Genomic DNA, 21,201 nt, shown 5'->3' with positions numbered 1-21,201 from the left:
CAGTCACTGCGAGAAGTGACGGTCCGCCCGCGCCCTGTCAGCGCCCGAAGCCGCCCTCGGAGTCGAGGGTCTGCCCGCACACCCACTGCCCGTCATCGGACAGCAGCCACGTGACGAGCCGCGCCGCATCCTCCGGAGTCCCCCATCGGCCCTGCGGCATTCGCTCCCGCACCCAGCGCTCTTGGGCGGCGTCCGCCCAGCCGGTGTCGGTGGGCCCCGGGTTGACGCAGTTGACGGTGATGCCGCTCGGTGCCAGGTGGACGGCCAGGCTTGCCGTCATCTGCTGGACTGCGCCCTTGGAGATGACGTACGGGAGCTCGCCGGGCATCCCGCCGTGATGCTGCCCCGAGGTGAACAGCACTACCCGCCCGCCGGGCCTGCCGTCGTGCTGTGCGGCGAACTCCTTGACAAGCAGCGCTGTCGCGCGGGCGTTGACGGCGAAGCATAAGTCGAGCTCGGCGGCGTCGATAGCCTCGAGCGTCCCACCGCCGTCGCGCGCGTGGTTGGCCACCACACCATCCACGTGGCCGTGCTCGCTCACCGCTTCCGCCATCACCTGGGAGGGCGCCGACGGGTCGGCGAAGTCCGCCGAGACCCGCGTGACTCTCGCACCGAGGCGTTCGCACTCGGCGGCGACGGCAGCGGCGCCGTCGGGGTCCGCGAGTCCCGGGCGTTCACCGTCGTGCGGCGACCAGGAGTGGAGCACCAGGTCCGCGCCGGCTGCCGCGAGCTGGCGGGCGATGGCGGCGCCGATCCCCTGGCGACGGGACACGCCCGTCACGAGGAACACGCGCCCGCGGAAGTCGTAAGCCACGGCGCCGCGTGGAGGCGTCGGCGAGGCAGGCGTCAGGGGATCGTCCACGGGAGGATCCTCACCGGCCAGCGCCTCAGAGCGCCATCTGTTTGCCAGCGCGCCACTCAACCAGCGGTGGCGCTGGCCCGGATCTCGCGGACGACTGTCACCTTGATCTCGCCGGGGTAGGCCAGGTCGGCCTCGATGTGCTTGGCGATGGCGACGGCGAGCTGCGGCAGGGCGTAGTCGTCGACCTCGGAGGGCTCGACGACGACGCGCACCTCGCGGCCCGCGGACATGGCGAGTGCGCGCCGGACGCCGGCGTGCGCGGTGACGAGTTGCTCGAGCTTGTCCATGCGCTCGACGTACTGGTCGAGCTCCTCTCGCCGCGCGCCTGGGCGTGCTGCGGAGGCGGCGTCCGCTGCCTGCACGAGCACGCCCTCGACGGTCTCGACGGGGACGTCGTCGTGGTGGGCGGCGATGGCGTTGACGACTGCGGGCGACTCGCCGTGCCGGCGCGCGAGCTCGGCGCCGAGCGCGGCGTGGGCGCCGGACTGCTCGGCGGTGAGCGCCTTGCCGATGTCGTGTAGGAAGGCCGCCCGGCGCGCGGTGGCGATGTCCGCGCCCACCTCCGCGGCGATGGCGCCGGCGATGAGCGCGCTCTCGACGAGGTGCTCGAGCACGTTCTGCCCGTACGACGTCCGCAACCGGAGCCGCCCCATGGTGCTCACGAGCTCAGTGGGCAGCCCGCTCACGCCCGCCCGCTCGGCGGCGTCGTGGCCTGCGGCGAGGGTGCGCTCGTCGGCGGAGGCGACAGCCTCGGCGTAGGCGGCCTCGATGCGCTGTGGGTGGATCCGGCCGTCGGCCATCAGGGACTCGAGCGCCACCTGCGCGATCTCCCGGCGCTCGGCGTCGAAGCAGGAGAGGACGACCGAGTCGGGGGTGTCGTCGATCAGGACGTTGACGCCGGTGAGCGCCTCGAAGGTGCGGATGTTGCGCCCCTCCTTGCCGATGATGCGGCCCTTCATCTCCTCGGAGGGGAGCCGCAGCACGGTGATCGACGACTGGGCGCTGGTGGCCACGGCCGCCCGCTGCACCGCGGTGGCGACGATGCGCTTCGCCTTCGCCTCGGCGGTGCGCCGGGCATGCGCCTCGGCGCGTCGGACCTGCGCCGCGGCCTCGTTGGTGGCGGCGTCCACCGTCCGGCGCACGAGCTCGGCCCGCGCTTCCTCGGTAGTGAGCCCGGCTGAGGCCTCGAGCAGCTCCCGCGCCTGCTGCTCCGCCTCCGACATGGCGAGCGCGGCGCGCTCCTGCAGGGCCGCGACCTCCGACGCCCGCGCCTGCAGCTCGCGTTCGAGCTCCTTGTGCGCGCGCCGCTCGGCGGCGAGCTCATCCTCGCGCTCGCTCAGGCGCGCGGTGCGGCGCTCGGCGTCGGCGAGCAGGGCGCGTGCCTCGTTCTTGATCTCGGCGACGTCGATCGTGGCCTGCTCACGCTGTGCCGCCGCCTCCCGGCGCGCGATCAGGACGAGCATGAGCGCGACGAGGCACACGATGAGCAGCGCGACGACGATCCCGATCTCACCGAACGGCACGGGCACCTCCAGGACTGTGTGGCCGGGTCTCGGCATCCACGGTGGTTGTCGACCAGTCAGCAGCCATTGTCCCCCACGGGACGACGCTGCTGGTCAGTCGCCCACTCCTCGATATGCGCCCGGCGCCGTGCGAGCGTGCCGGTCAGTCGGCGGGCAGATCGTCGTCCTCGACGTCGGCGCCCTCCGCGGCGAGCTCCTCGCGGACGAGCCTGCTGACCAGGCCAGGCGGGTACCCCTTGCGCCCGAGGGCGGCGAAGGTCCGGCGAGCGCGGACCTGGGGGTCGAGCCCCCGCGTCGACGCGAGGCGTCGCCGCACGAGTGCTCGCGCGGCCTGGGCCTCCTGCTCGTCGTCCACCTCGTCGAGGGCTGATGCCGCGACCTCGTCGTCGATGCCGCGGCGTCGGAGCTCGACGCCGATCGCACGCCGCGACAAGCCCCGTTCGGCGTGGCGCGTCCGCACGAGCATGCGCGCGTACTCCTCGTCGTCAATCAGCCCGACCTCGGTGAACCTGTCGAGCACCGCCTCGGCGACCTCGGCGGGCACGTCCTTCGCGGCCATCGCCTCGGCGAGCTGCGCCCTGCTGCGCGCCGAGTGGGTGAGCAGCCGCAACGCGATCGCCCGCGCGACTTGCTCGTGATCGGGCTCGGCGTCCTCAGAGGCAGACCCCGAGGCGGGGGGCTCCTGGCCCCCCGCCCCACGGTGTCGTCGTCCCGCCATGTCCGACCTCAGAAGCCGGGCTTGCCACCGGGCTCGGCGGGCGCGTCGACGACCGCCCCGATGCCCAGCTTCTCCTTGATCTTCTTCTCGATCTCCTGGGCCAGGTCGGGGTTGTCCCGCAAGAACGCCCGCGAGTTCTCCTTGCCCTGGCCGAGCTGGTCGCCCTCATAGGTGAACCAGGAGCCGGACTTGCGCACGATGCCGTGCTCGACGCCCATGTCGATCAGGCTGCCCTCACGGGAGATGCCGACGCCGTACATGATGTCGAACTCGGCCTGCTTGAACGGCGGAGCCATCTTGTTCTTGACGACCTTGACGCGCGTGCGGTTGCCGACCGCGTCGGTGCCCTCCTTGAGGGTCTCGATGCGCCGGATGTCGAGGCGCACCGAGGCGTAGAACTTCAACGCCTTGCCACCGGTGGTGGTCTCGGGAGACCCGAAGAACACGCCGATCTTCTCGCGGAGCTGGTTGATGAAGATCGCCGTGGTGCCGGAGGCGTTCAGGGCGCCGGTGATCTTGCGCAGCGCCTGGGACATGAGCCGGGCCTGGAGGCCGACGTGGCTGTCCCCCATCTCGCCCTCGATCTCGGCCTTGGGCACGAGCGCCGCGACGGAGTCGATGACCACGATGTCGATCGCGCCGGAGCGGATCAGCATGTCCATGATCTCGAGCGCCTGCTCGCCGGTGTCGGGCTGGGAGACCAGCAGGGCGTCAGTGTCGACTCCGAGCTTCTTGGCGTACTCCGGGTCCAGCGCGTGCTCGGCGTCGATGAACGCCGCGATGCCGCCGGCGCGCTGGGCATTCGCCACGGCGTGCAGCGCCACTGTCGTCTTGCCGGAGGACTCGGGACCGTAGATCTCGACCACGCGGCCGCGCGGGAGGCCGCCGATGCCGAGCGCGATGTCGAGGGCGATCGACCCTGTGGGGATCACCTCGACGGGAGCGCGGCCGTCATCGCCAAGGCGCATGATCGAGCCCTTGCCGAACTGCCGGTCGATCTGTCCGAGCGCGGCCTCGAGAGCCTTCGCGCGGTCCTGGGGAGCTGCCATTTCGTCACACCTTGTTGTCTCAGGCAGCGTCGCGCTGCTCGTCATAGGGGCTGGTCTGTCGACTGCGAGAGACGCTATGCCCGACCACCGACATGCGACTGAGCGCTGTCCACAGGCTGTGGGATGGGCGGCCGCCCATCGTGCCTGAGGACGCTCTTGACCTCACCACGCCAGCGTAGCCGAACATCTGTTCGAGACAAGACGCGCGCGCAGGCGTGTCGATCCGGGCTCAGCCGCGCGGCGGGACGTCCACAACCTGGCCGGGCTCCAGCACCAGCGCGGTGCAGTCCGGGGCCCATCGCTCGACCGCCACGGCGAAGGCCCGGCCCGCGCGCTCCATCCACCCCGGGGGCAGGCCCCGCGCGGCGGGCGCGTGCAGCGTCCCCCAGTGGATCGGCACGGCGAACGACGCCCCGACGACCGCGCACGCCCGCGCCGCCTCCACCGGGTCCAGGTGCCCGCCGGACAGGCGCGGCCCCCAGCCGCCCACCGGGACGAGGGCGACGTCGATCGGCGCGCCCGCCTCCGCGGCCAAGCCGGCCATCTCCGGGAACGGGCCAGTGTCCCCCGCGAACCACACGGTGGCCGACGGCCCGGAGACCAGGAAGCCCGTCGCCGCGTTCGGCCGGTGCGGCATCGGGCGCTCGCCGTGCACTGCCCGCGCCGTGCGCACCCGCACGTCGGAGCCAGGCGCCTCCCACCACCGCCCCGGGGGCAGCCCGCGAGCGCCCGGGACGCCCTTGCGCCGCAGCCAGGCGGCGTTCGCCGGCGCGGAGAGCACCGGGGCGTCGCGCAGCAGCCGCAATGAGCCGAGCTCGGCGTGGTCGTGGTGCAGGTGGGAGACGAGCACCGCGTCCGGGTCCTCCCAGCGCGTGGGCGGCGGCGCGGCGCCACGCCGTCGCAGCAGGCCAGCGTGACGGCGCAGCAGTGGGTCGGTGAGCACCCGCGCGCCGTCCAGGTCGAGCACGACGCTGGCGTGCCCGAGCCACGTGACCCTCAGCCCGGCCCGCGGGCTCATGGCCGTAGTCCCAGCCGCTCGGCCCAGCGCACCAGCTGGACGTGCACGTTCTCGGAGCCGACGATCATGGGCACGCCGCCCACGTCCTCGGCGAGGTCCTCGTCGACCTCGAGCTCCGTCGGGTGCACCAGCACCGCCACGTTCTGCTCGCCGCCCAGCCCGCCATGCGACCCGACCAGGCCCTCGAAGGCGTGCACGTGCCCGGTGGGCTCCACCCGGGAGACGAGGAGCAGGTCGCCGGTGTGGGCGAGCCGCCCGGCGCGGGCCAGGTCGGCGCGCGCCCGCGGGCCCATGGCCGCCAGTGGGTCCTCACCCTCAGGGGCTTGGTCCTGCTCGAGCAGCACCAGGCCGCGCGGGCCGACGGCGACCAGTCCGCGCGTCGCCGTGTCGACGACCACGGCGCCGACGCCCGGGCTCGCCGCGAGGCCGGGCACCAGGCCCGGCCAGCGCTCCTGCACCTCCTCGAGCACGAGCCGGCGGGGCGATCCCGGGAACCACACGAGGCCGAGGTTGCCCGAGGCCGCGACGGCCACGTCGGCCTGGTCGGGGGCCGAGGCCCCTGCTGACGGCTCAGCGCCCGCGACATGCGGACTGCCGTCGTGCGCGGCGTGGCGCCGGTCGGCCGCATGCCGGCCCGCATCCCCCCGCCCGCCGTGGCCGTCCGCATCCGGCCCCAGCACCACGGTGGAGCCGCTGGCCGTCCGCCCGAACATCGACGTGAGCAGCGTGTTCACCGGGCCCCACGCCTCGCCGGTGGCCGCCTGCACGGCCGTCGCGCCGGGCTCGTCCATGAGCGCCCGGACGGTGTCGAGCAGGCTGCTCCCGGTGACCTGCTCGAATGTGGCGCCCAGCGACTGGCCGTGGTCGGAGAGCACCACCACGCGGTAGTCGCGCCCCGCGACGGGCAGCACGCGCTCGAGCACGCCGAGCACCCGGTCGAGGCCCTCGAGCGCGCGCATGGCCTCCGGCCGGGTGGGACCGGCGTGGTGGGCGATCTCGTCGTAGTCGACGAGGTCCACGAACACCGTGGGGGTGCCGCGCATCAGGTGCTGGGCGACCAACGACGTGTTGAGGTCGCGCAGCAGCACATTCGAGATGCCGCGGAGCACGACGTACCAGCCGGTGCGCGACACCCGGGGCTCGACGCCGCGGACCTTCTGCCGCCGCGCCTGGTAGAGCTCCTTGACCATCTCGCCGATGCTCAGCACCACGGCGCGCGCCGCCACGAACGGGCTGGCGAAGAAGAGCAGGTACGACGCGCCGGGCCCGAGGCCCGCCCCTCGCCCGTCGGGGCCGGCAGTGCGGGCACGGCTCATGACGAGCTCGGTGGAGGCCGCGTCGCCGGAGAACATCGTGGAGATCGCCGCGCCGCCGCCCGCGAGGAGCCCCTTGCCGGTGGCCAGGCGCTCCTCGACGAGGCCCGCGTCGGCGGGGTGGTTGGTCACGACCATCCGGCCCAGCCCGCGGTCCCACCAGCGGAAGGCGGGCACCTGGCTGGAGTCGCCGTGCAGCAGCCCGGCCTGGCTGGCGGGGGTGGTCGACGGCACGCGGGCCCACCACTGCCTCGACTGGTGGCTGCCGTGGTCGATCCAGCGGGCGAGCGTCGGCGCCAGCCCGCTCTCGATGGCCTGGCGCAGCACGTCCGCGCCGACGCCGTCGAGCTGCACGATGAGCAGGCCGGGCTCCCGCTCGTCGGCGGGCCCAGGCTCGGCGCCACGGCGGCGGGCCTGCGCGCGGGCGCGGCGCAGCACATCGGCGATCACGTACTCGCTGTCGTTCACACCCCAGAGCCACCGGCCCACCGCCATCACCAGCGCGGTGAGGAGCAGCACCGGCGCCACCGACCAGGCGGAGGCCAGCTCGATGCCCGGCGCCCAGCGGAGCGCGAGCCACAGCACGGCGACCTGGGCCGCGAGCCCGGCCACGAGCGCGCCCATGGCCCCCGCGAGTCGTGCGAACAGCCGCAGCGGGGCACGCAGGAGCAGGTCGCCCACTCCCACCGCGGCGGCGACGAGGAGCACCGCGAACGGGTTGTCGGCGCTGACCCCGTCCACCACGGCGATGGCGATGCCCAGCCCCACGGCGGTGGTGACAAGCCCGAAGGCTGCGTCGCCCGCGTCCGCGAGCGTCGGCGACCACCTGCGGGCGGCGCCCGTCGACCGGTCAGGGACCGTCGGCCGCCCCGGCCCCGTCGGCCGGTTGCTCATCGGCGGCGTGGTGGGGCCTGCCGCGCGTTGGACCCCCACCGCTGCGGCTCCGGCACATCGAGCGCGTCGCACAGCGCATGCCACACGTCGCGCGGCTCCACCCCGTCCTCGAGGGCCTGCACGGGCGTCAGGTTGCCGAGCTCGGGGATGACCAGGTCGCGGGTGAGCGCCCGGCCGTGGGCAGAGCCCAGCACCTCGTCGACCAGTAGCCAGAACTCGCGTAAGCGCACGACACCAGGGTGCCATCCCCCGGAGTCCCTGCGCGCCGCGGGGTGTCGGCGCATGTGGGCGGCACGGGCGACAATGGCCGCGTGGACGACCCTGCGGAGGTGCTGGCGCGCTTCTCCGAGCCCACCCGCGGCTGGTTCACGGGGGCCTTCGCCGAGCCGACGGCCGCACAGGCGGGCGCCTGGCAGGCGATCTCGTCCGGCGACCACTCGCTCGTCGTCGCGCCGACGGGATCCGGCAAGACGCTCGCGGCGTTCCTGTGGTCGCTGGACCATCTGCTGACGTCGAGCCCCGCGGACGTCCCGGCCGCCGGCCGCTGCCGCGTGCTCTACGTCTCTCCCCTGAAGGCGCTGGCCACCGACGTCGAGCGCAACCTGCGCTCGCCCCTGGTCGGCATCCGGCAGACGGCGACCCGGCTCGGCCTGGAGCTGCCCGAGGTCACGGTCGGGGTCCGCACGGGTGACACTCCCCCGTCGGAGCGCCGCGCGTTCGCCACGCGCCCCCCGGACATCCTCATCACCACGCCCGAGTCGCTGTTCCTGGTGCTCACCTCGGCGGCGCGCGCGGGCCTCGCGGGGGTGCGCACGGTCATCCTCGACGAGATCCACGCCGTGGCGGGGACCAAGCGCGGCACGCACCTCGCGGTGTCCCTCGAACGGCTCGACGCGTTGCTGGACCGCCCCGGCGGGCCCGGACCGGCGCAGCGCGTCGGCCTCTCCGCGACGGTGCGCCCGGTCGACGCGGTCGCGGGCTTCCTGGGCGGGTCGCGCCCGCAGGCTGAGGGCGGGCGGCGCGTGGTCGTGGTGCAGCCGCCGTCGACGAAGCGGATCGAGGTGGACGTCGTGGTGCCGGTGCCGGACCTCGGCGACCTGGGCTCCGCCGCCCGCACCGCGGTGTCCGACGACGGCACGCCGCTGCCGCCGCTGCCGCCCGGCGAAGTGGACCTGACCGGGGCCGCCGCCGGGTCCGCGCCGCGCCCGTCGATCTGGCCGCATGTCGAGGAGCGGGTCGTCGACCTCGTCGCCGACCACCGCTCCACGCTGGTGTTCACCAACTCCCGGCGCGGGGCCGAGCGCCTCACGGCCCGCATGAACGAGGTGTGGGCCGAGCGCCACGGCGAGGACGCCGCCGATCCCGGAGAGCTGCGGCCCGCCGAGGCCCCGGGGCAGTCGGGCACGGCCGTGGGCGTCGACACCCGCGACGCGTCGACCATCCTGGCGCGGGCGCACCACGGCTCGATGAGCCGGGCCGAGCGCACCCGCACCGAGTCCGAGCTCAAGGCCGGGCGGTTGCCCGCTGTCGTCGCCACGAGCTCCCTCGAGCTGGGCATCGACATGGGCGCCGTGGACCTGGTGGTGCAGGTCGGGTCGCCGCCGTCGGTGGCGAGCGGGCTGCAGCGTGTGGGGCGCGCCGGGCACCAGGTGGGCGCCATCTCGCACGGTGTCGTCTTCCCGACGTTCCGGGGCGAGCTGGTCCCAGCCGCGGTGACTGCCGCCCGGATGCGCACCGGCGAGCTCGAGGCGCTGTCGGTGCCCGCCAACCCGCTGGACGTGCTCGCGCAGCAGATCGTCGCGATGGTCGCCGTGGACGACTGGACGGTGGCCGACCTCGCGACGGTGGTGCGCCGCTCGGCCCCCTTCGCGGGACTGGGCGACGCGACGCTGCACGCGGTGCTCGACATGCTCGCGGGGCGCTACCCCAGCGAGGAGTTCGCCGAGCTGCGCCCACGGATCGTGTGGGACCGCGCCCGCGACCTGCTCACCGCCCGCCCCGGCGCACTGCGGCTCGCGGTGACCAGCGGCGGCACGATCCCCGACCGCGGGCTGTACGGCGTGTTCCTGGCCAGCGGCGCCACCACCAGCGACGTGCCGGCCGACGCGGAGCGCACCGCGGGCCGGATGCGCGGCGGGCGGCGGGTGGGCGAGCTCGACGAGGAGATGGTCTACGAGTCCCGCGTCGGCGACACCTTCACCCTCGGGTCGAGCACGTGGCGCATCGAGGACATCACCCAGGACCGCGTGCTGGTCACCCCGGCGCCTGGCGTCCCGGGTCGCCTGCCGTTCTGGAAGGGCGACTCCATCGGGCGCCCCGCCGAGCTGGGCCGCGCGATGGGGGCGTGGGTCCGCGAGCTGCTGTCCCTGCCCGACGACGCCGCGCGCGCGCACGTCGAGGCCGCGGGGCTCGACCCGTGGGCCACGGACAACCTGCTCGCCTACGTGCGCGAGCAGCGCGAGGCGACGGGCGAGGCGCCCACCGACACGACGCTGGTGGTCGAGCGGTTCCGCGACGAGCTGGGCGACTGGCGCATCGTGCTGCACTCGCCGTACGGCGCCCGGGTGCACGCCCCGTGGGCGTTGGTGGTCGGCGCGCGCCTGCGCGAGCGGTTCGGCGTCGACGTCGCCGCGCTGCACTCCGACGACGGCATCGTGCTGCGCCTGCCGGACATGATGACGTCGGACGTCCCCGCCGCGGACGGGCTGGGGGCGCGCTGGCCCGACGACGCGGCCGGCCCCAGCATCGAGCTCGCCGACCTGCTCATCGACCCCGACGACGTGGCCCAGGCCGTGCGGGCCGAGTTGGGCGGATCGGCGATGTTCGGCGCGCGGTTCCGCGAGGCCGCGGCGCGCGCCCTGCTGCTCCCCCGCCGCCGCCCGGACCGCAGGCAGCCGCTGTGGCAGCAGCGGCAGCGTGCGGCGCAGCTGCTGAGCGTCGCCGCGCAGTACCCCGACTTCCCGATCCTGCTGGAGGCCGTCCGCGAGTGCCTGCAGGACGACTTCGACGTCGAGGCGCTCACCGACCTGATGCGCGACATCGCCGCGCGGCGGCTGCGCGTCGTCGAGGTCACCACGCCCACGCCGTCGCCCTACGCGCAGTCCCTGCTGTTCGGCTACACGGCGCAGTTCCTGTACGACGGCGACGCGCCCCTCGCCGAGCGCCGCGCCGCCGCGCTGACCCTGGACCCCACGCTGCTGGCCGAGCTGCTGGGCGGCGGCGGCGAGTCGCAGCTCGCGGACCTGCTCGACCCCGCGGCCGTCCAGCGGACCGAGGCCGAGTTGGCGGGCCTCGCCCCGGACCGGCAGGCGCGGTCCCTGGAGGACCTGGCCGACATGGTGCGGCGACAAGGGCCCCTGACCGCCGCGGAGCTCGAGGCACGCACACGCGAGGACGTCCGCGGCGAGGTGGGCCAGTGGCTGGCCGAGCTGGAGTCCGCCCGACGCGTCATCCGCGTGCGGCTGGGCGGGGTGCCCGCCGAGCGCACCGAGCAGTGGGCGGCGATCGAGGACGCCGGGCGCCTGCGCGACGCGCTGGGGGTGGCGCTGCCCGTGGGCGTCCCCGAGGCGTTCACCGAGGTGCGGCCCGACCCACTGGGCGACCTGGTGCGCCGCCACGCGCGCACCCACGGCCCCTTCCCCGCCACCCAGGTGGCACACCGGTTCGGCCTGGGCGTCGCGGTCGTCACGGAGGTGCTGCGCCGCCTGGAGCGGTCCGGTGCGCTGGTGCAGGGCCGCCTGCGGCCCGACGTGCTCGGGGGCGCCGGCGACGAGTTCTGCGACGCCGACGTGCTGCGGACGCTGCGGCGCCGGTCGCTCGCCGCGCTGCGCTCCGAGGTGGAGCCGGTGGACCCGCAGACCCTGGGCGTCTTCCTGCCGAGGTGGCAGGGCATCGAGCCCGCGCCGGTGGGCTCCACGTCGCCTCGCGCTGGCGGGCTGCGGGGGGTGGACGGGCTCGTGCGCGTGATCGAGCAGCTCGCGGGCGCCACAGTGCCCGCCTCCGCCCTGGAGACGCACGTGCTGCCCGCCCGGATCGGCGACTACCAGCCCGCGATGCTCGACGAGCTCACCGCCGCCGGCGAGGTGCTGTGGGCCGGGCACGGCGAGCTCGGCTCGGCTGACGGACTGGTCAGCCTGCACCCGGCGGCCGTGGCCGACCTCATCTTGCCCGCGCCGGCGGAGATCGCCCCCGGCGGGCATCTCGACACCCCGGTGCACCGCGCGGTGCTGACGGCGTTGTCGGGTGGCGGCGCGTACTTCCTGGGCGGGCTGCTCGCGCAGGTCGCGCATGCCGCGGAGGTCGCACGACTGGTCGACGAGCCGGGTGATCGCCCCGACCCGCCGACGCAGGGCGAGGTCCTCGCCGCCCTCTGGGACCTCGTGTGGGCCGGGCACGTCACCAATGACAGGTATGCGCCGCTGCGAGCCCGGCTGGGCGCCGGGTCGACGGCGCACCGCACACCGCGCTCCACGGCCCGGGCACGGTCGATGGCGCCCGGCGCCCGCCTCGGGCTACGGCACGGCCTGGGCCGCCCCACGCCGGAGGCGGCGCCCGGGCAGGACGTCGGCGGCCGGTGGTCGCTGCTCCCGCCGCGCGAGGCCGACCCCACGCTGCGCGCGCATGCGCTGGCCGCGCAGCTCCTCGACCGGCACGGCGTGCTGACGCGCGCGGTGGCCCCCGCCGAGGGCGTCACCGCGCAGTTCGGCGGTGTGTACCGGGTGCTGTCCGCGCTGGAGCAGGCGGGGCAGGTGCGGCGCGGGTACTTCGTGGAGCATCTGGGCGGCTCACAGTTCGCGCTGCCGGGGGCCGTCGACCGCCTGCGGGTGGACGCGCGGGCCGTGGAGCGCGCCGCCGAGCGGGCCAGGCGCGCGGCTGACGACGGGCCGGACGGCCCCCCTCCGGGCGCCCGCGCCGAGGAGCCGCCCTACGTCGTCGTGCTGGCCGCCACGGACCCCGCCAACCCCTACGGCGCGGCGCTCGCCTGGCCGCCACCGCCACCGCCACCCGACGAGGACGGGCCCGCGGCCACCAGCGGACGGCACCGCCCGGGCCGGAAGGCGGGGGCCGTCGTGGTGCTCGTGGACGGCGCCCTGGTGCTCTACGTGGAGCGGGGCGGGCGCACCGTCCTGACATTCACCCACGACCCAGCGCCCCTCGAGCTCGCCGCCGGGCGCCTCGCCGAGGCGGTGCGACGCGGCCAACTCGGACGCCTGACCCTCGCCCGCATCGACGGCGCGGAGGTGCTCAGCGCCGCCACGCTCGACGGGCCCGTCGGGCGGGCGCTGGTCGCCGCCGGCTTCGCGCCGACGCCTCGAGGGCTACGGCTGCGAGGGCAGGCGTGAGGACGCCGAGGGCACGCCGTGCCTGAGGGCGACATCGTCCGCCGCACCGCCGCGCGGCTCGACCAGGCGCTCGCGGGGCGACCGCTGACCCGGGCCGAGTTGCGCTGGCCCACCGCCGCGGAGGTCGACCTGACCGGTCGCACGGTGCTGGCCAACGTCCCGTACGGCAAGCACCTGCTCACCCGGCTCGACGACGGCCGCACGCTGCACACCCACCTCCGCATGGAGGGCCGCTGGTCGATCGAGCGCACCGGGTCTCGCGAGGCCTCCGGGCGGCGCGCGGACGTCCGCGCGCTCCTCGGCAACGAGGTCTGGACGGCCCTGGGCAAGGACCTGGGGATGCTCGACGTGGTGCCCACGCGCGACGAGCACAGTCTGATCGGCCACCTGGGCCCCGACGTGCTGGCCGACGACTTCCCGCAGGCCGGACTGCCGGAGGCGCTGCGCCGATGGGCCGCCAACGGCCAGCGGCCAGTCTGCGAGGTGCTGCTCGACCAGCGGGTGGCTGCGGGGATCGGGACGATCTACCTGGCGGAGAGCCTGTTCACGCTCGGCGTCTGGCCCTGGACTCCCGCGGGCCAGGTCGACGACCCCGCCCGGGTGCTCGGCGTCGCCCGCCGGCTGATGCAGCGCTCGATCGCGTCGGCCGTGCCCGGCAGCACCGGCGAGCGCGCGCGGGGGGCCACGACGCTGGTGCATGGGCGTGCCGGCCAGCCGTGCCGCCGCTGCGGCGCCCCGATCGCGGTGGGCGAGGCAGGCTCGGCGCCGTTCACCCGGCCCGTCTTCTTCTGCCCGCGCTGCCAGCCTGACCCGGGCACAAGAACGCCGCGATAACCAGGTTGGTCATCGCGGCGTCCCGTTGACTAGTCGGCCGATCAGCCGATGGGCGCCAGCTCCGCGCGGGCGCGTGCCCAACTGCCGTCCGCGTGCCCACCGACCACGTCGGTGAACTCCGCCGGAACGGTGTCGGGGATCAGCAGGCCCTCGGCGATGGCGATGCGGTCGCTGACCTCGCGCAGCACCAGCGACATGGGCACGTCGAGTGCCTCGCAGATGCTGCCGAGCAGCTCCGACGACGCCTCCTTCTGGCCGCGCTCCACCTCGCTGAGGTATCCGAGGGACACCCGTGCGGCGGAGGAAACCTCGCGCAGGGTGCGCCCCTGGCGCTGCCGCGCGTCCCGAAGGACATCGCCGATCTCACGACGTAGAACAACCATCTGGCGCCCCCCTCTCCCTGTGAGCTCCTCGTCCTTGCCTGCGGCCTTCGCCGCAACCACTGACGTGTCCCGGACTGCCGAGGCGCCGGCCCGTCCCCGAATGGGGAGACTTCCACCGTACCTTGCGCTGCCCTGACGCGCCGTCGCGTTGCGCGCGACCGAGACGCTGCGTGCGGGCGGTCGTGTACTCATCATCACGTCTCTCCCAACGCGCGCGGACGCCAGGGTGTTCCCGCCCGAGGGTGGTGATGGGGCGCCTTCACCCGGCGGAGCCCACCTGGGCCAGGGCCAGGTCGATCACCGCGGCGGTCGCCCGGGCGCGCACCTCGGCGCGGGAGGCCCCTGAGACGTCGATCCGCACCGTGTGCGCGAGGCCGGGCCCCACCACCGCGAGGTGCACAGTCCCGGGCGCGCGGCCGTCTTGCGGGTCCGGGCCCGCGACGCCGGTGGTCGCCAGGCCCACGTCCGCGCCGAGCCGCTTGCGCACACCCTCGGCCATCGCCGTGGCGACGTCAGGGTCCACGGCGCCGCGCTCGTCGAGGAGCGTGCCGTCGACGTCGAGCAGGGAGGCCTTGAGGTCGGTGGCGTAGGCGACGACGCCGCCCCGCACGGTCCGGGAGGCGCCGGGGACGTCCACCAGGGCGGCGGTGACCAACCCCCCGGTCAAGGACTCGGCGACGGCGATGGTCCATCCGCGGCGCTCGAGCGCCTGGAGCAGCCGCGCGGCGCGGGCGTCCGCGTCGGGCAGCCCTGTCACGCCAGCGCCGAGGCTGTCATGGCACGAGCAGCTGCGCGCGCCGGCCGGCGGCGCGGATGCGCAGCGCGGTCCGCACGTAGTCGAGGCCGGTCAGCACTGTCACGAGCACCGCGGCGCCCATCACCACCGCGGCGATGACGTGCACGAACCCGGGCAGGTGGTCCAGCGGCAGCAGGTACAGCCCCAGCGCGACCGACTGCAGGACGGTCTTGACCTTGCCGCCGCGCGAGGCGGGCAGGACGAGGTAGCGCAGCAGGAAGAACCGCATGATCGTGATGCCGATCTCGCGGACCAGCACGATGGCCGTCACCCACCACGGCAGGTCGGCCAGCACGGACAGGAGCACCAGCGCCGTGCCGACCAGGAGCTTGTCCGCGATGGGGTCCAGCAGCTTGCCGAGGTCGGTGACCAGGCCGGAGCGGCGCGCGATGTCGCCATCGATCCGGTCGGTGATGGCCGCCACCACGAAGATCGCGGCAGCGACGAGCCGCCACTGGACCGTGTGCCCGCCCTCCGCCAGCAGAGACCAGGCGAGGAAGGGCACGAGCACGATCCGCAGGACGGTCAGGGCATTCGCGATGTTGAGACGGGAGGGGACGACGTCGACCACCCAGACAGCCTAGACGCCCCTACTGGGAACACGGACACGCCTGCCGTGAACTGGCCAGGCGCGCCGGTAGCGTGCGCCCCGTGACCCGACATGCGCGGACGCCCCCTGGGCCGCGACAGTGGACCCGAGTCGGACTTGTGGCGGCGGGCCTCAGCCTCACCCTGGCGGCCGTGGCCCTGGCGTCCCCCGGTGTGCCCGTGCCGCCGGTGGGCGTCATCCGGCCCATCGTCGACGCCGCCCTCGACACTGCCACCCCCACTCCCGTCCCCACTCCCACGGCAGACCCCGACGCGGTCTTCACCATCGTGGCGGCGGGCGACGTCCTCCCCCACCTCCCGGTGATCGCCTCGGCGCGCACCACCTCGGGCGGCTACGACTTCGCGCCCCTGCTGAGCCCATTCGACGCCTGGGTGCAGGGCGCGGACCTGGCGCTGTGCCACCTGGAGACGCCGGTGGCCCCCGCCGACGGGAAGCCGTCCGGCTACCCGAGGTTCGGGAGCCCCGTCGAGATCGCCCAGGGCCTCGCCGACGCCGGCTGGGACGGCTGCTCGACGGCGTCCAACCACTCGGCGGACCGCGGGTTCGCGGGGATCGCCGCGACGCTCGAGGCCCTCGACGTCGCGGGCATGGGGCATGTGGGCACCGCGCGCAGCGCCGTGGAGCAAGGCCAGCCGCAGCTCTACATCCTGGAGCGCGCAGGCCAGCGCCTCACCGTGGCGCACCTCGCCGCGACTTACGGCACCAACGGCATGCCCGTCGACGCCGACAAGCCGTGGTCGGTCGACCTGCTCGACACCGCCCGCCTGGTGGCGCAGGCCGAGGCGGCGCGGGCCGCCGGCGCCGACCTGGTGGTCGCGAGCGTGCATTGCTGTGTGGAGTACGTGACCGAGCCCACGGCCCGGCAGGCCGAGGTGGCGCAGGCACTCGCCGACTCCGCCGTGGTGGACCTCATGATCGGGCACCACGCGCATGTGCCCCAGCCCGTGGCGCGCCTCGAGGGCGGCCCGGGCGGCCTGGGGATGTGGGTCGCCTACGGGCTCGGCAACCTGCTCTCCAACCAGGACTCCGAATGCTGCGTCGCCGGCACGGAGTCCGGCCTGCTGCTGACCGCCCAGGTCACGAGCACCGGCGCCTTTCCCGCCCAGGGCGTCGAGGCCGGCCCCGCCCGGGTCACCGACGTCCAGTGGACCCCGACCACCGTCGACCGGCGCTCGGGGCACCGCCTGCACGCCCTCGTCGACATCCCCGGCGGCACGCAGGCCCTCACCCCGGCCGAGGTCGCCACGCGGGCCGAGCGCGTGCGCGCCGCGGCGGGCACAGAGGCCGTCGAGCGCACCCGCCCGACGACCCCCACCGGGCCGGAGCCCTTGGTCGTGGCCCGCACCGACGTGGCGTGATCGCGGCTCAGCGCCCGCGGCGCCCGGACTCCTCATCCTCGTCGGCGCCGTCGAAGTAGTCGGTGGCCACCGGCGGGTCCCCGGGCAGGGCGCCGTCGTCCCCGCCCGCCTCGGGCTCCGGCACGCCGCGCAGCATCGCCAGGGTGCCGGGCAGGTCGTCGGGCTGCACCAGCACCTCGCGGGCCTTGGACCCCTCGGAGGGCCCCACGATCTCGCGGGACTCCAGCAGGTCCATGAGGCGACCGGCCTTCGCGAAGCCGACCCGCAGCTTGCGCTGCAGCATCGACGTCGAGCCGAACTGCGAGGTGATGACGAGCTCGGCGGCCTGCAGCAGCAGGTCGAGGTCGTCGCCGATGTCCTCGTCCACCTGCTTCTTGGCGGCCGAGACGACGACGTCCTGCCGGTAGCTGGGCTTGAGCTGCTTCTTCACGTGCTCGACGACGGCGTGGATCTCGCTCTCCGAGACCCAGGCCCCCTGGGTGCGCATCGGCTTGGCGGCGCCCATCGGCAGGAAGAGCGCGTCACCCTGCCCGATGAGCTTCTCGGCGCCGGGCTGGTCGAGCACGACGCGCGAGTCGGTGAGCGAGGACGTGGCGAACGCGAGCCGTGAGGGCACGTTGGCCTTGATGAGCCCGGTGACCACGTCGACGCTGGGCCGCTGCGTGGCGAGCACCAGGTGGATGCCGGCGGCGCGGGCGAGCTGGGTGATGCGCTGGATGGAGGCCTCGACGTCGCGCGGCGCCACCATCATGAGGTCGGCGAGCTCGTCGACGATCACCAGCAGGTACGGGTACGTCGCGATCTTGCGCTCGGAGCCCGGCAGCGGCTTGACCTTGCCGGAGCGGACCGCCGCGTTGAAGTCGTCGATGTGCTTGTACCCGAACATCGCCAGGTCGTCGTAGCGCGCCTCCATCTCCCGCACCACCCACTCGAGGGCCTCGGCGGCCTTCTTCGGGTTGGTGATGATGGGGGTGATGAGGTGCGGGATGCCCTCGTAGACGGTGAGCTCGACCCGCTTGGGGTCGACCAGCACCATGCGCACCTCGTTGGGGGTCGCGCGCATCAGCACCGAGACGATCATCGAGTTCACGAAGCTCGACTTGCCCGCGCCGGTGGCGCCGGCCACGAGCAGGTGCGGCATCTTGGCGAGGTTGGCCGTGACGTAGCCGCCCTCGACGTCCTTGCCGACGCCGATGACCATCGGGTGCTCGGAGCGGCGGGCCGCGCTGGAGCGGAGCACATCCCCCAGCGACACCGTCTCGCGGTCCGTGTTGGGGATCTCGATGCCGATCGCGGACTTGCCGGGGATCGGCGAGAGGATGCGCACGTCAGCGCTGGCCACGGCGTAGGCGATGTTCTTGGACAGCGCCGTGACCCGCTCGACCTTGACGGCCGGGCCCAGCTCGACCTCGTACCGCGTCACCGTCGGCCCACGAGTGAACCCGGTGACCTGCGCGTCGATCTCGAACTGGTTGAGGACTGTGGTCAGCGCCTCCACGACGCGGTCGTTGGCGGCCGAGCGGACCTTGTGCGGCGGGCCCTTGGCCAGGACGTCCTCGGCCGGCAGCAGGTACAGCACGTCGCCCTCGAGCATCGGCTGCTCCCCGCGCGGCACGCCGGCGGTGGGCGGCGCGGCGAGCGGCTTCGAGCGCGGCGCCGCTGGCGTCTGCTCGGGGGTCCTGTCCATGACGGTGGTGGCCACGGAATCGGGCTCGGCGGCGGCCTCGTCCTCCGCCTCGGGGAGGTCCTCGCCGCGGGCGGCGACGATCGCCGCGCGCTCGAACGCCTCGTCGCCCACGTAGCCGTCGAGCCGCTCGCGCTCGGCCTCCGCGGCGGCCGCGGCACGCTCCTTGCGGCCCCGTCCCAGCAGCCTGCGCGTCTTGGCGGGCTCGGGCTCCGGATCGGGCAGCGCGGTGTGGCCCGCGTTGATGACGAGCGGCGCGTCGTCGTCCTCCACGTCCTCCTCGCCGTGGCGGCCGCCGGTGAGGCGCTCGTACAGCGCGCGCAGCCGCGGGATGATCATGTGCACCGGGGTGGCCGTGACGACCAGCAGCCCGAAGAAGGCGAGCAGCCCGAGCAGCGGGACCGTGACGTAGGCCGTCAGCAAGCTGACCAACGGCGTGCCCACGAGGTAGCCGACGATGCCGCCAGCCTCGCGCAGCGCCGCGTAGCCGCCACTGGGCGCGGGCAGGTCCGCCGACAGGTGCACGAGCCCGCACACGGCCAGGGTGATCGCCGCGAGCCCGATGCCGATCCGCGAGTTCGCCTGCCCCCGGTCAGGGTGGCGCATGAGCCGGATCGAGATGGCCAGCAGCACCACCGGGACGGCGACGCCGACCCGGCCGAAGGTGCCGGCGACGACGTTGTGCACCACGTCGCCAGCGGTCCCGGACAAGTCCCACCACTCGCGCGCCGCGATGACGATCGACAGGCCCAGCAGCGTGAACGCGAGGCCGTCGCGGCGGTGCGCCGGGTCGAGGTCCCGGGCTCCGCGGCCCATCCGGCGGGCGCTGCCGCCGATCAGGTGCGCGACGCCCATCCACGCGCCTTTGACGATGCGCAACGGCAGCGCGGGACGCTGCGGGGGCGGGGCGGCGGCGCGTCCGGAGGGCCGGTTCGAGCCTCCACGGGCAGCCGCCGGCCGGCCGCCGGATCGTTGCGCGGTCGACGAGCCGGACCCGCGGCCTCGCGGTGTGGGTGAGGACGTACGGGTCGCCATGGTCCTCACGTTAGTCGCGCGGTGGGGCGCCGCGCCGCAGCAGGCTGCGTGTCGGCGGCGCCCATCGGGAGGGGACGGGCAAGTCCCAGGTCAGGCCTCCACCACGACCGGGATGATCATCGGCCGCCTGCGCAGCCGGTTCGAGACCCAGCGCCCCACGATGCGGCGCACCACCTGCTGCATCTGGTGCGTGTCCGAGCCGCCCCGCTGCGCGGCCTCCTCGAGGGCTGCCACGATGTCCGGGAGGATGTCGTCGAACACGGCGTCGTCCTCCGCGAAGCCCCGCGCGTGGATCTGCGGGCCGACGAGCACCTTGCCGTCGGCGGAGCTCACCACCACGAAGATCGAGATGAAGCCCTCGTCGCCGAGGATTCGGCGGTCCTTGAGCTCGGCGTCGGTGATCTCCCCCACGCTCGACCCGTCCACGTACACGTAGCCGCACGGCACAGCGCCCACGACGCTCGCGCGCCCGTCGACGAGGTCGACCACCACACCGTCCTCGGCGAGCACCACGCGGTCGGCGGGGACGCCCGACTTGACGGCCAGCGCCGCGTTGGCGACCAGGTGCCGCGCCTCGCCGTGCACCGGCATGACGTTCTTGGGCCGCAGGATGTTGTAGCAGTACAGGAGCTCGCCGGCGCTGGCGTGGCCCGACACATGGACCTTCGCGTTGCCCGAGTGCACCACGCGGGCGCCCAGCCGGGTCAGGCCGTTGATCACACGGAACACCGCGTTCTCGTTGCCGGGGATGAGCGACGAGGCGAGGATCACGGTGTCCCCGGGGCCCACGCTCACCTTGTGGTCGTTGGTGGCGATCCGGGACAGCGCGGCCATCGGCTCGCCCTGGGAGCCGGTGCACATCAGCACCAGCTCCTCGTCCGGCACGGTGTCGAGCTTCTTCTGGTCGACGAGCACGCCCTCGGGCACGTGCAGGTAGCCGAGCTCGGCGGCGATAGTCATGTTCCGCACCATCGAGCGCCCGACGAGCGCGACCTTGCGGCCATGGGCGACGGCGGCGTCGAGGACCTGCTGCACGCGGTGCACATGCGAGGCGAACGAGGCCACGACGATGCGCTGCGTGGACGAGGCGAAGACCGCGTCGAGCACCGGGCCGATCTCCCGCTCGGGCGTCACGAAGCCCTGCACCTCGGCGTTCGTGGAGTCGACCATGAACAGGTCGACGCCCCGCTCGCCGAGCCGCGCGAACGCCCGCAGGTCGGTGATGCGCCCGTCGAGCGGGAGCTGGTCCATCTTGAAGTCGCCGGTGTGCAGCACGGTGCCCGCGCCGGTGTGGATCGCGACGGCCAGGGCATCGGGGATCGAGTGGTTCACCGCGACGAACTCGCACTCGAACGGGCCGAGCTGCTCGACCTGCCCCTCCCGGACCGCGAGGGTCAGCGGGGCGATCTTGTGCTCCTTGAGCTTCGCCTCGACGAACGCGAGGGTGAGCTGCGAGCCCACCAGCGGGATGTCCCGGCGCAGGCGCAGCAGGTACGGCACCGCGCCGATGTGGTCCTCGTGGCCGTGCGTGAGGACGATGGCCTCGATGTCGTCCAGGCGGTCCCGGATGTAGTCGAAGTCCGGGAGGATCAGGTCGACGCCCGGCTGGTGGTCCTCGGGGAACAGCACGCCGCAGTCGACGACGAGCAGGCGGCCCTCATACTCGAAGACCGCCATGTTCCGGCCGATCTCACCGAGGCCGCCCAGCGCCACGATGCGCAGCGCGCCGCTCGGCAGCTCGGGCGGGAGGCTCAGGTCGGGATGGGGGTGGCTCACAGGCCC

15 protein-coding genes are annotated in these 21,201 nt (G+C 74.4%); 3 read left to right on the top strand and 12 right to left on the bottom strand.

All coding sequences use genetic code 11. The annotated features are described in order from the left end of the window. Positions 1-37 precede the first annotated feature (37 nt). The 7 genes from QUV83_RS13505 to QUV83_RS13475 form a co-directional block, all read right to left on the bottom strand. Positions 38-862: an SDR family oxidoreductase gene (locus QUV83_RS13505; RefSeq protein ID WP_289565220.1), complete on the bottom strand. Its 825-nt coding sequence runs from the start codon at positions 860-862 to the stop codon at positions 38-40. Positions 863-918: 56 nt separating this feature from the next. Beyond that, complete coding sequence (rny, locus tag QUV83_RS13500) at positions 919-2,391, bottom strand: ribonuclease Y (protein ID WP_289565218.1); 1,473 nt, start codon at positions 2,389-2,391, stop codon at positions 919-921. A gap of 136 nt (positions 2,392-2,527) precedes the next feature. Further along, positions 2,528-3,103, bottom strand: a complete 576-nt coding sequence (locus QUV83_RS13495) for a regulatory protein RecX (protein ID WP_289565216.1) — start codon at positions 3,101-3,103, stop codon at positions 2,528-2,530. 8 nt (positions 3,104-3,111) lie between these two features. Further along, entirely contained in the window at positions 3,112-4,152 is a 1,041-nt protein-coding gene (recA, locus tag QUV83_RS13490) for a recombinase RecA (RefSeq protein WP_066582209.1), read from the bottom strand. A gap of 229 nt (positions 4,153-4,381) precedes the next feature. Continuing rightward, a complete protein-coding gene (locus QUV83_RS13485) occupies positions 4,382-5,170 on the bottom strand; it encodes an MBL fold metallo-hydrolase (protein WP_289565213.1) in 789 nt (262 codons plus the stop codon). Beyond that, on the bottom strand, positions 5,167-7,377 hold the full coding sequence (locus tag QUV83_RS13480) for an alkaline phosphatase family protein (protein WP_289565211.1): 2,211 nt from the start codon (positions 7,375-7,377) through the stop codon (positions 5,167-5,169). Before QUV83_RS13480 ends, QUV83_RS13485 begins: the two co-directional genes overlap by 4 nt. Further along, the gene (locus QUV83_RS13475; protein ID WP_289565209.1) at positions 7,374-7,607 is read right to left on the bottom strand and encodes a DUF3046 domain-containing protein; all 234 of its coding nucleotides are present in this window, start codon (positions 7,605-7,607) and stop codon (positions 7,374-7,376) included. Before QUV83_RS13475 ends, QUV83_RS13480 begins: the two co-directional genes overlap by 4 nt. A gap of 81 nt (positions 7,608-7,688) precedes the next feature. Between QUV83_RS13475 and QUV83_RS13470 the strand changes: the two genes are divergently transcribed. Both QUV83_RS13470 and QUV83_RS13465 read left to right on the top strand, forming a co-directional pair. Continuing rightward, positions 7,689-12,719, top strand: a complete 5,031-nt coding sequence (locus QUV83_RS13470; RefSeq protein WP_289565207.1) for an ATP-dependent helicase — start codon at positions 7,689-7,691, stop codon at positions 12,717-12,719. An 18-nt stretch (positions 12,720-12,737) separates the two neighbouring features. After that, complete coding sequence (locus tag QUV83_RS13465) at positions 12,738-13,553, top strand: DNA-formamidopyrimidine glycosylase family protein (RefSeq protein WP_289565205.1); 816 nt, start codon at positions 12,738-12,740, stop codon at positions 13,551-13,553. A gap of 41 nt (positions 13,554-13,594) precedes the next feature. Here the strand turns inward: QUV83_RS13465 and QUV83_RS13460 are convergent, their stop codons facing one another. The 3 genes from QUV83_RS13460 to pgsA form a co-directional block, all read right to left on the bottom strand. Further along, the gene (locus QUV83_RS13460; RefSeq protein WP_066582084.1) at positions 13,595-13,936 is read right to left on the bottom strand and encodes a helix-turn-helix domain-containing protein; all 342 of its coding nucleotides are present in this window, start codon (positions 13,934-13,936) and stop codon (positions 13,595-13,597) included. Between the two features lie 259 nt (positions 13,937-14,195). After that, positions 14,196-14,693, bottom strand: a complete 498-nt coding sequence (locus tag QUV83_RS13455; RefSeq protein ID WP_289565203.1) for a CinA family protein — start codon at positions 14,691-14,693, stop codon at positions 14,196-14,198. A gap of 16 nt (positions 14,694-14,709) precedes the next feature. After that, positions 14,710-15,303, bottom strand: a complete 594-nt coding sequence (pgsA, locus tag QUV83_RS13450; protein WP_289565202.1) for a CDP-diacylglycerol--glycerol-3-phosphate 3-phosphatidyltransferase — start codon at positions 15,301-15,303, stop codon at positions 14,710-14,712. A gap of 170 nt (positions 15,304-15,473) precedes the next feature. On the opposite strand from pgsA, the gene QUV83_RS13445 reads away from it, so the two are divergent. After that, positions 15,474-16,700: a CapA family protein gene (locus QUV83_RS13445; protein ID WP_289565201.1), complete on the top strand. Its 1,227-nt coding sequence runs from the start codon at positions 15,474-15,476 to the stop codon at positions 16,698-16,700. Positions 16,701-16,707: 7 nt separating this feature from the next. Here QUV83_RS13445 and QUV83_RS13440 read toward each other — a convergent pair whose 3' ends face one another. Further along, the gene (locus QUV83_RS13440; protein WP_289565200.1) at positions 16,708-19,239 is read right to left on the bottom strand and encodes an FtsK/SpoIIIE family DNA translocase; all 2,532 of its coding nucleotides are present in this window, start codon (positions 19,237-19,239) and stop codon (positions 16,708-16,710) included. Between the two features lie 270 nt (positions 19,240-19,509). Then, on the bottom strand, positions 19,510-21,195 hold the full coding sequence (locus QUV83_RS13435; protein WP_289565199.1) for a ribonuclease J: 1,686 nt from the start codon (positions 21,193-21,195) through the stop codon (positions 19,510-19,512). Positions 21,196-21,201: the final 6 nt, after the last annotated feature.

The sequence above is a fragment of the Cellulomonas cellasea genome (assembly GCF_030372105.1).
GTDB classification, from domain to species: Bacteria; Actinomycetota; Actinomycetes; order Actinomycetales; family Cellulomonadaceae; genus Cellulomonas_A; species Cellulomonas_A cellasea_A.
The sequence above is the reverse complement of the archived record's forward strand: the minus strand, read 5'-3'. Positions and strand labels throughout refer to the sequence as shown.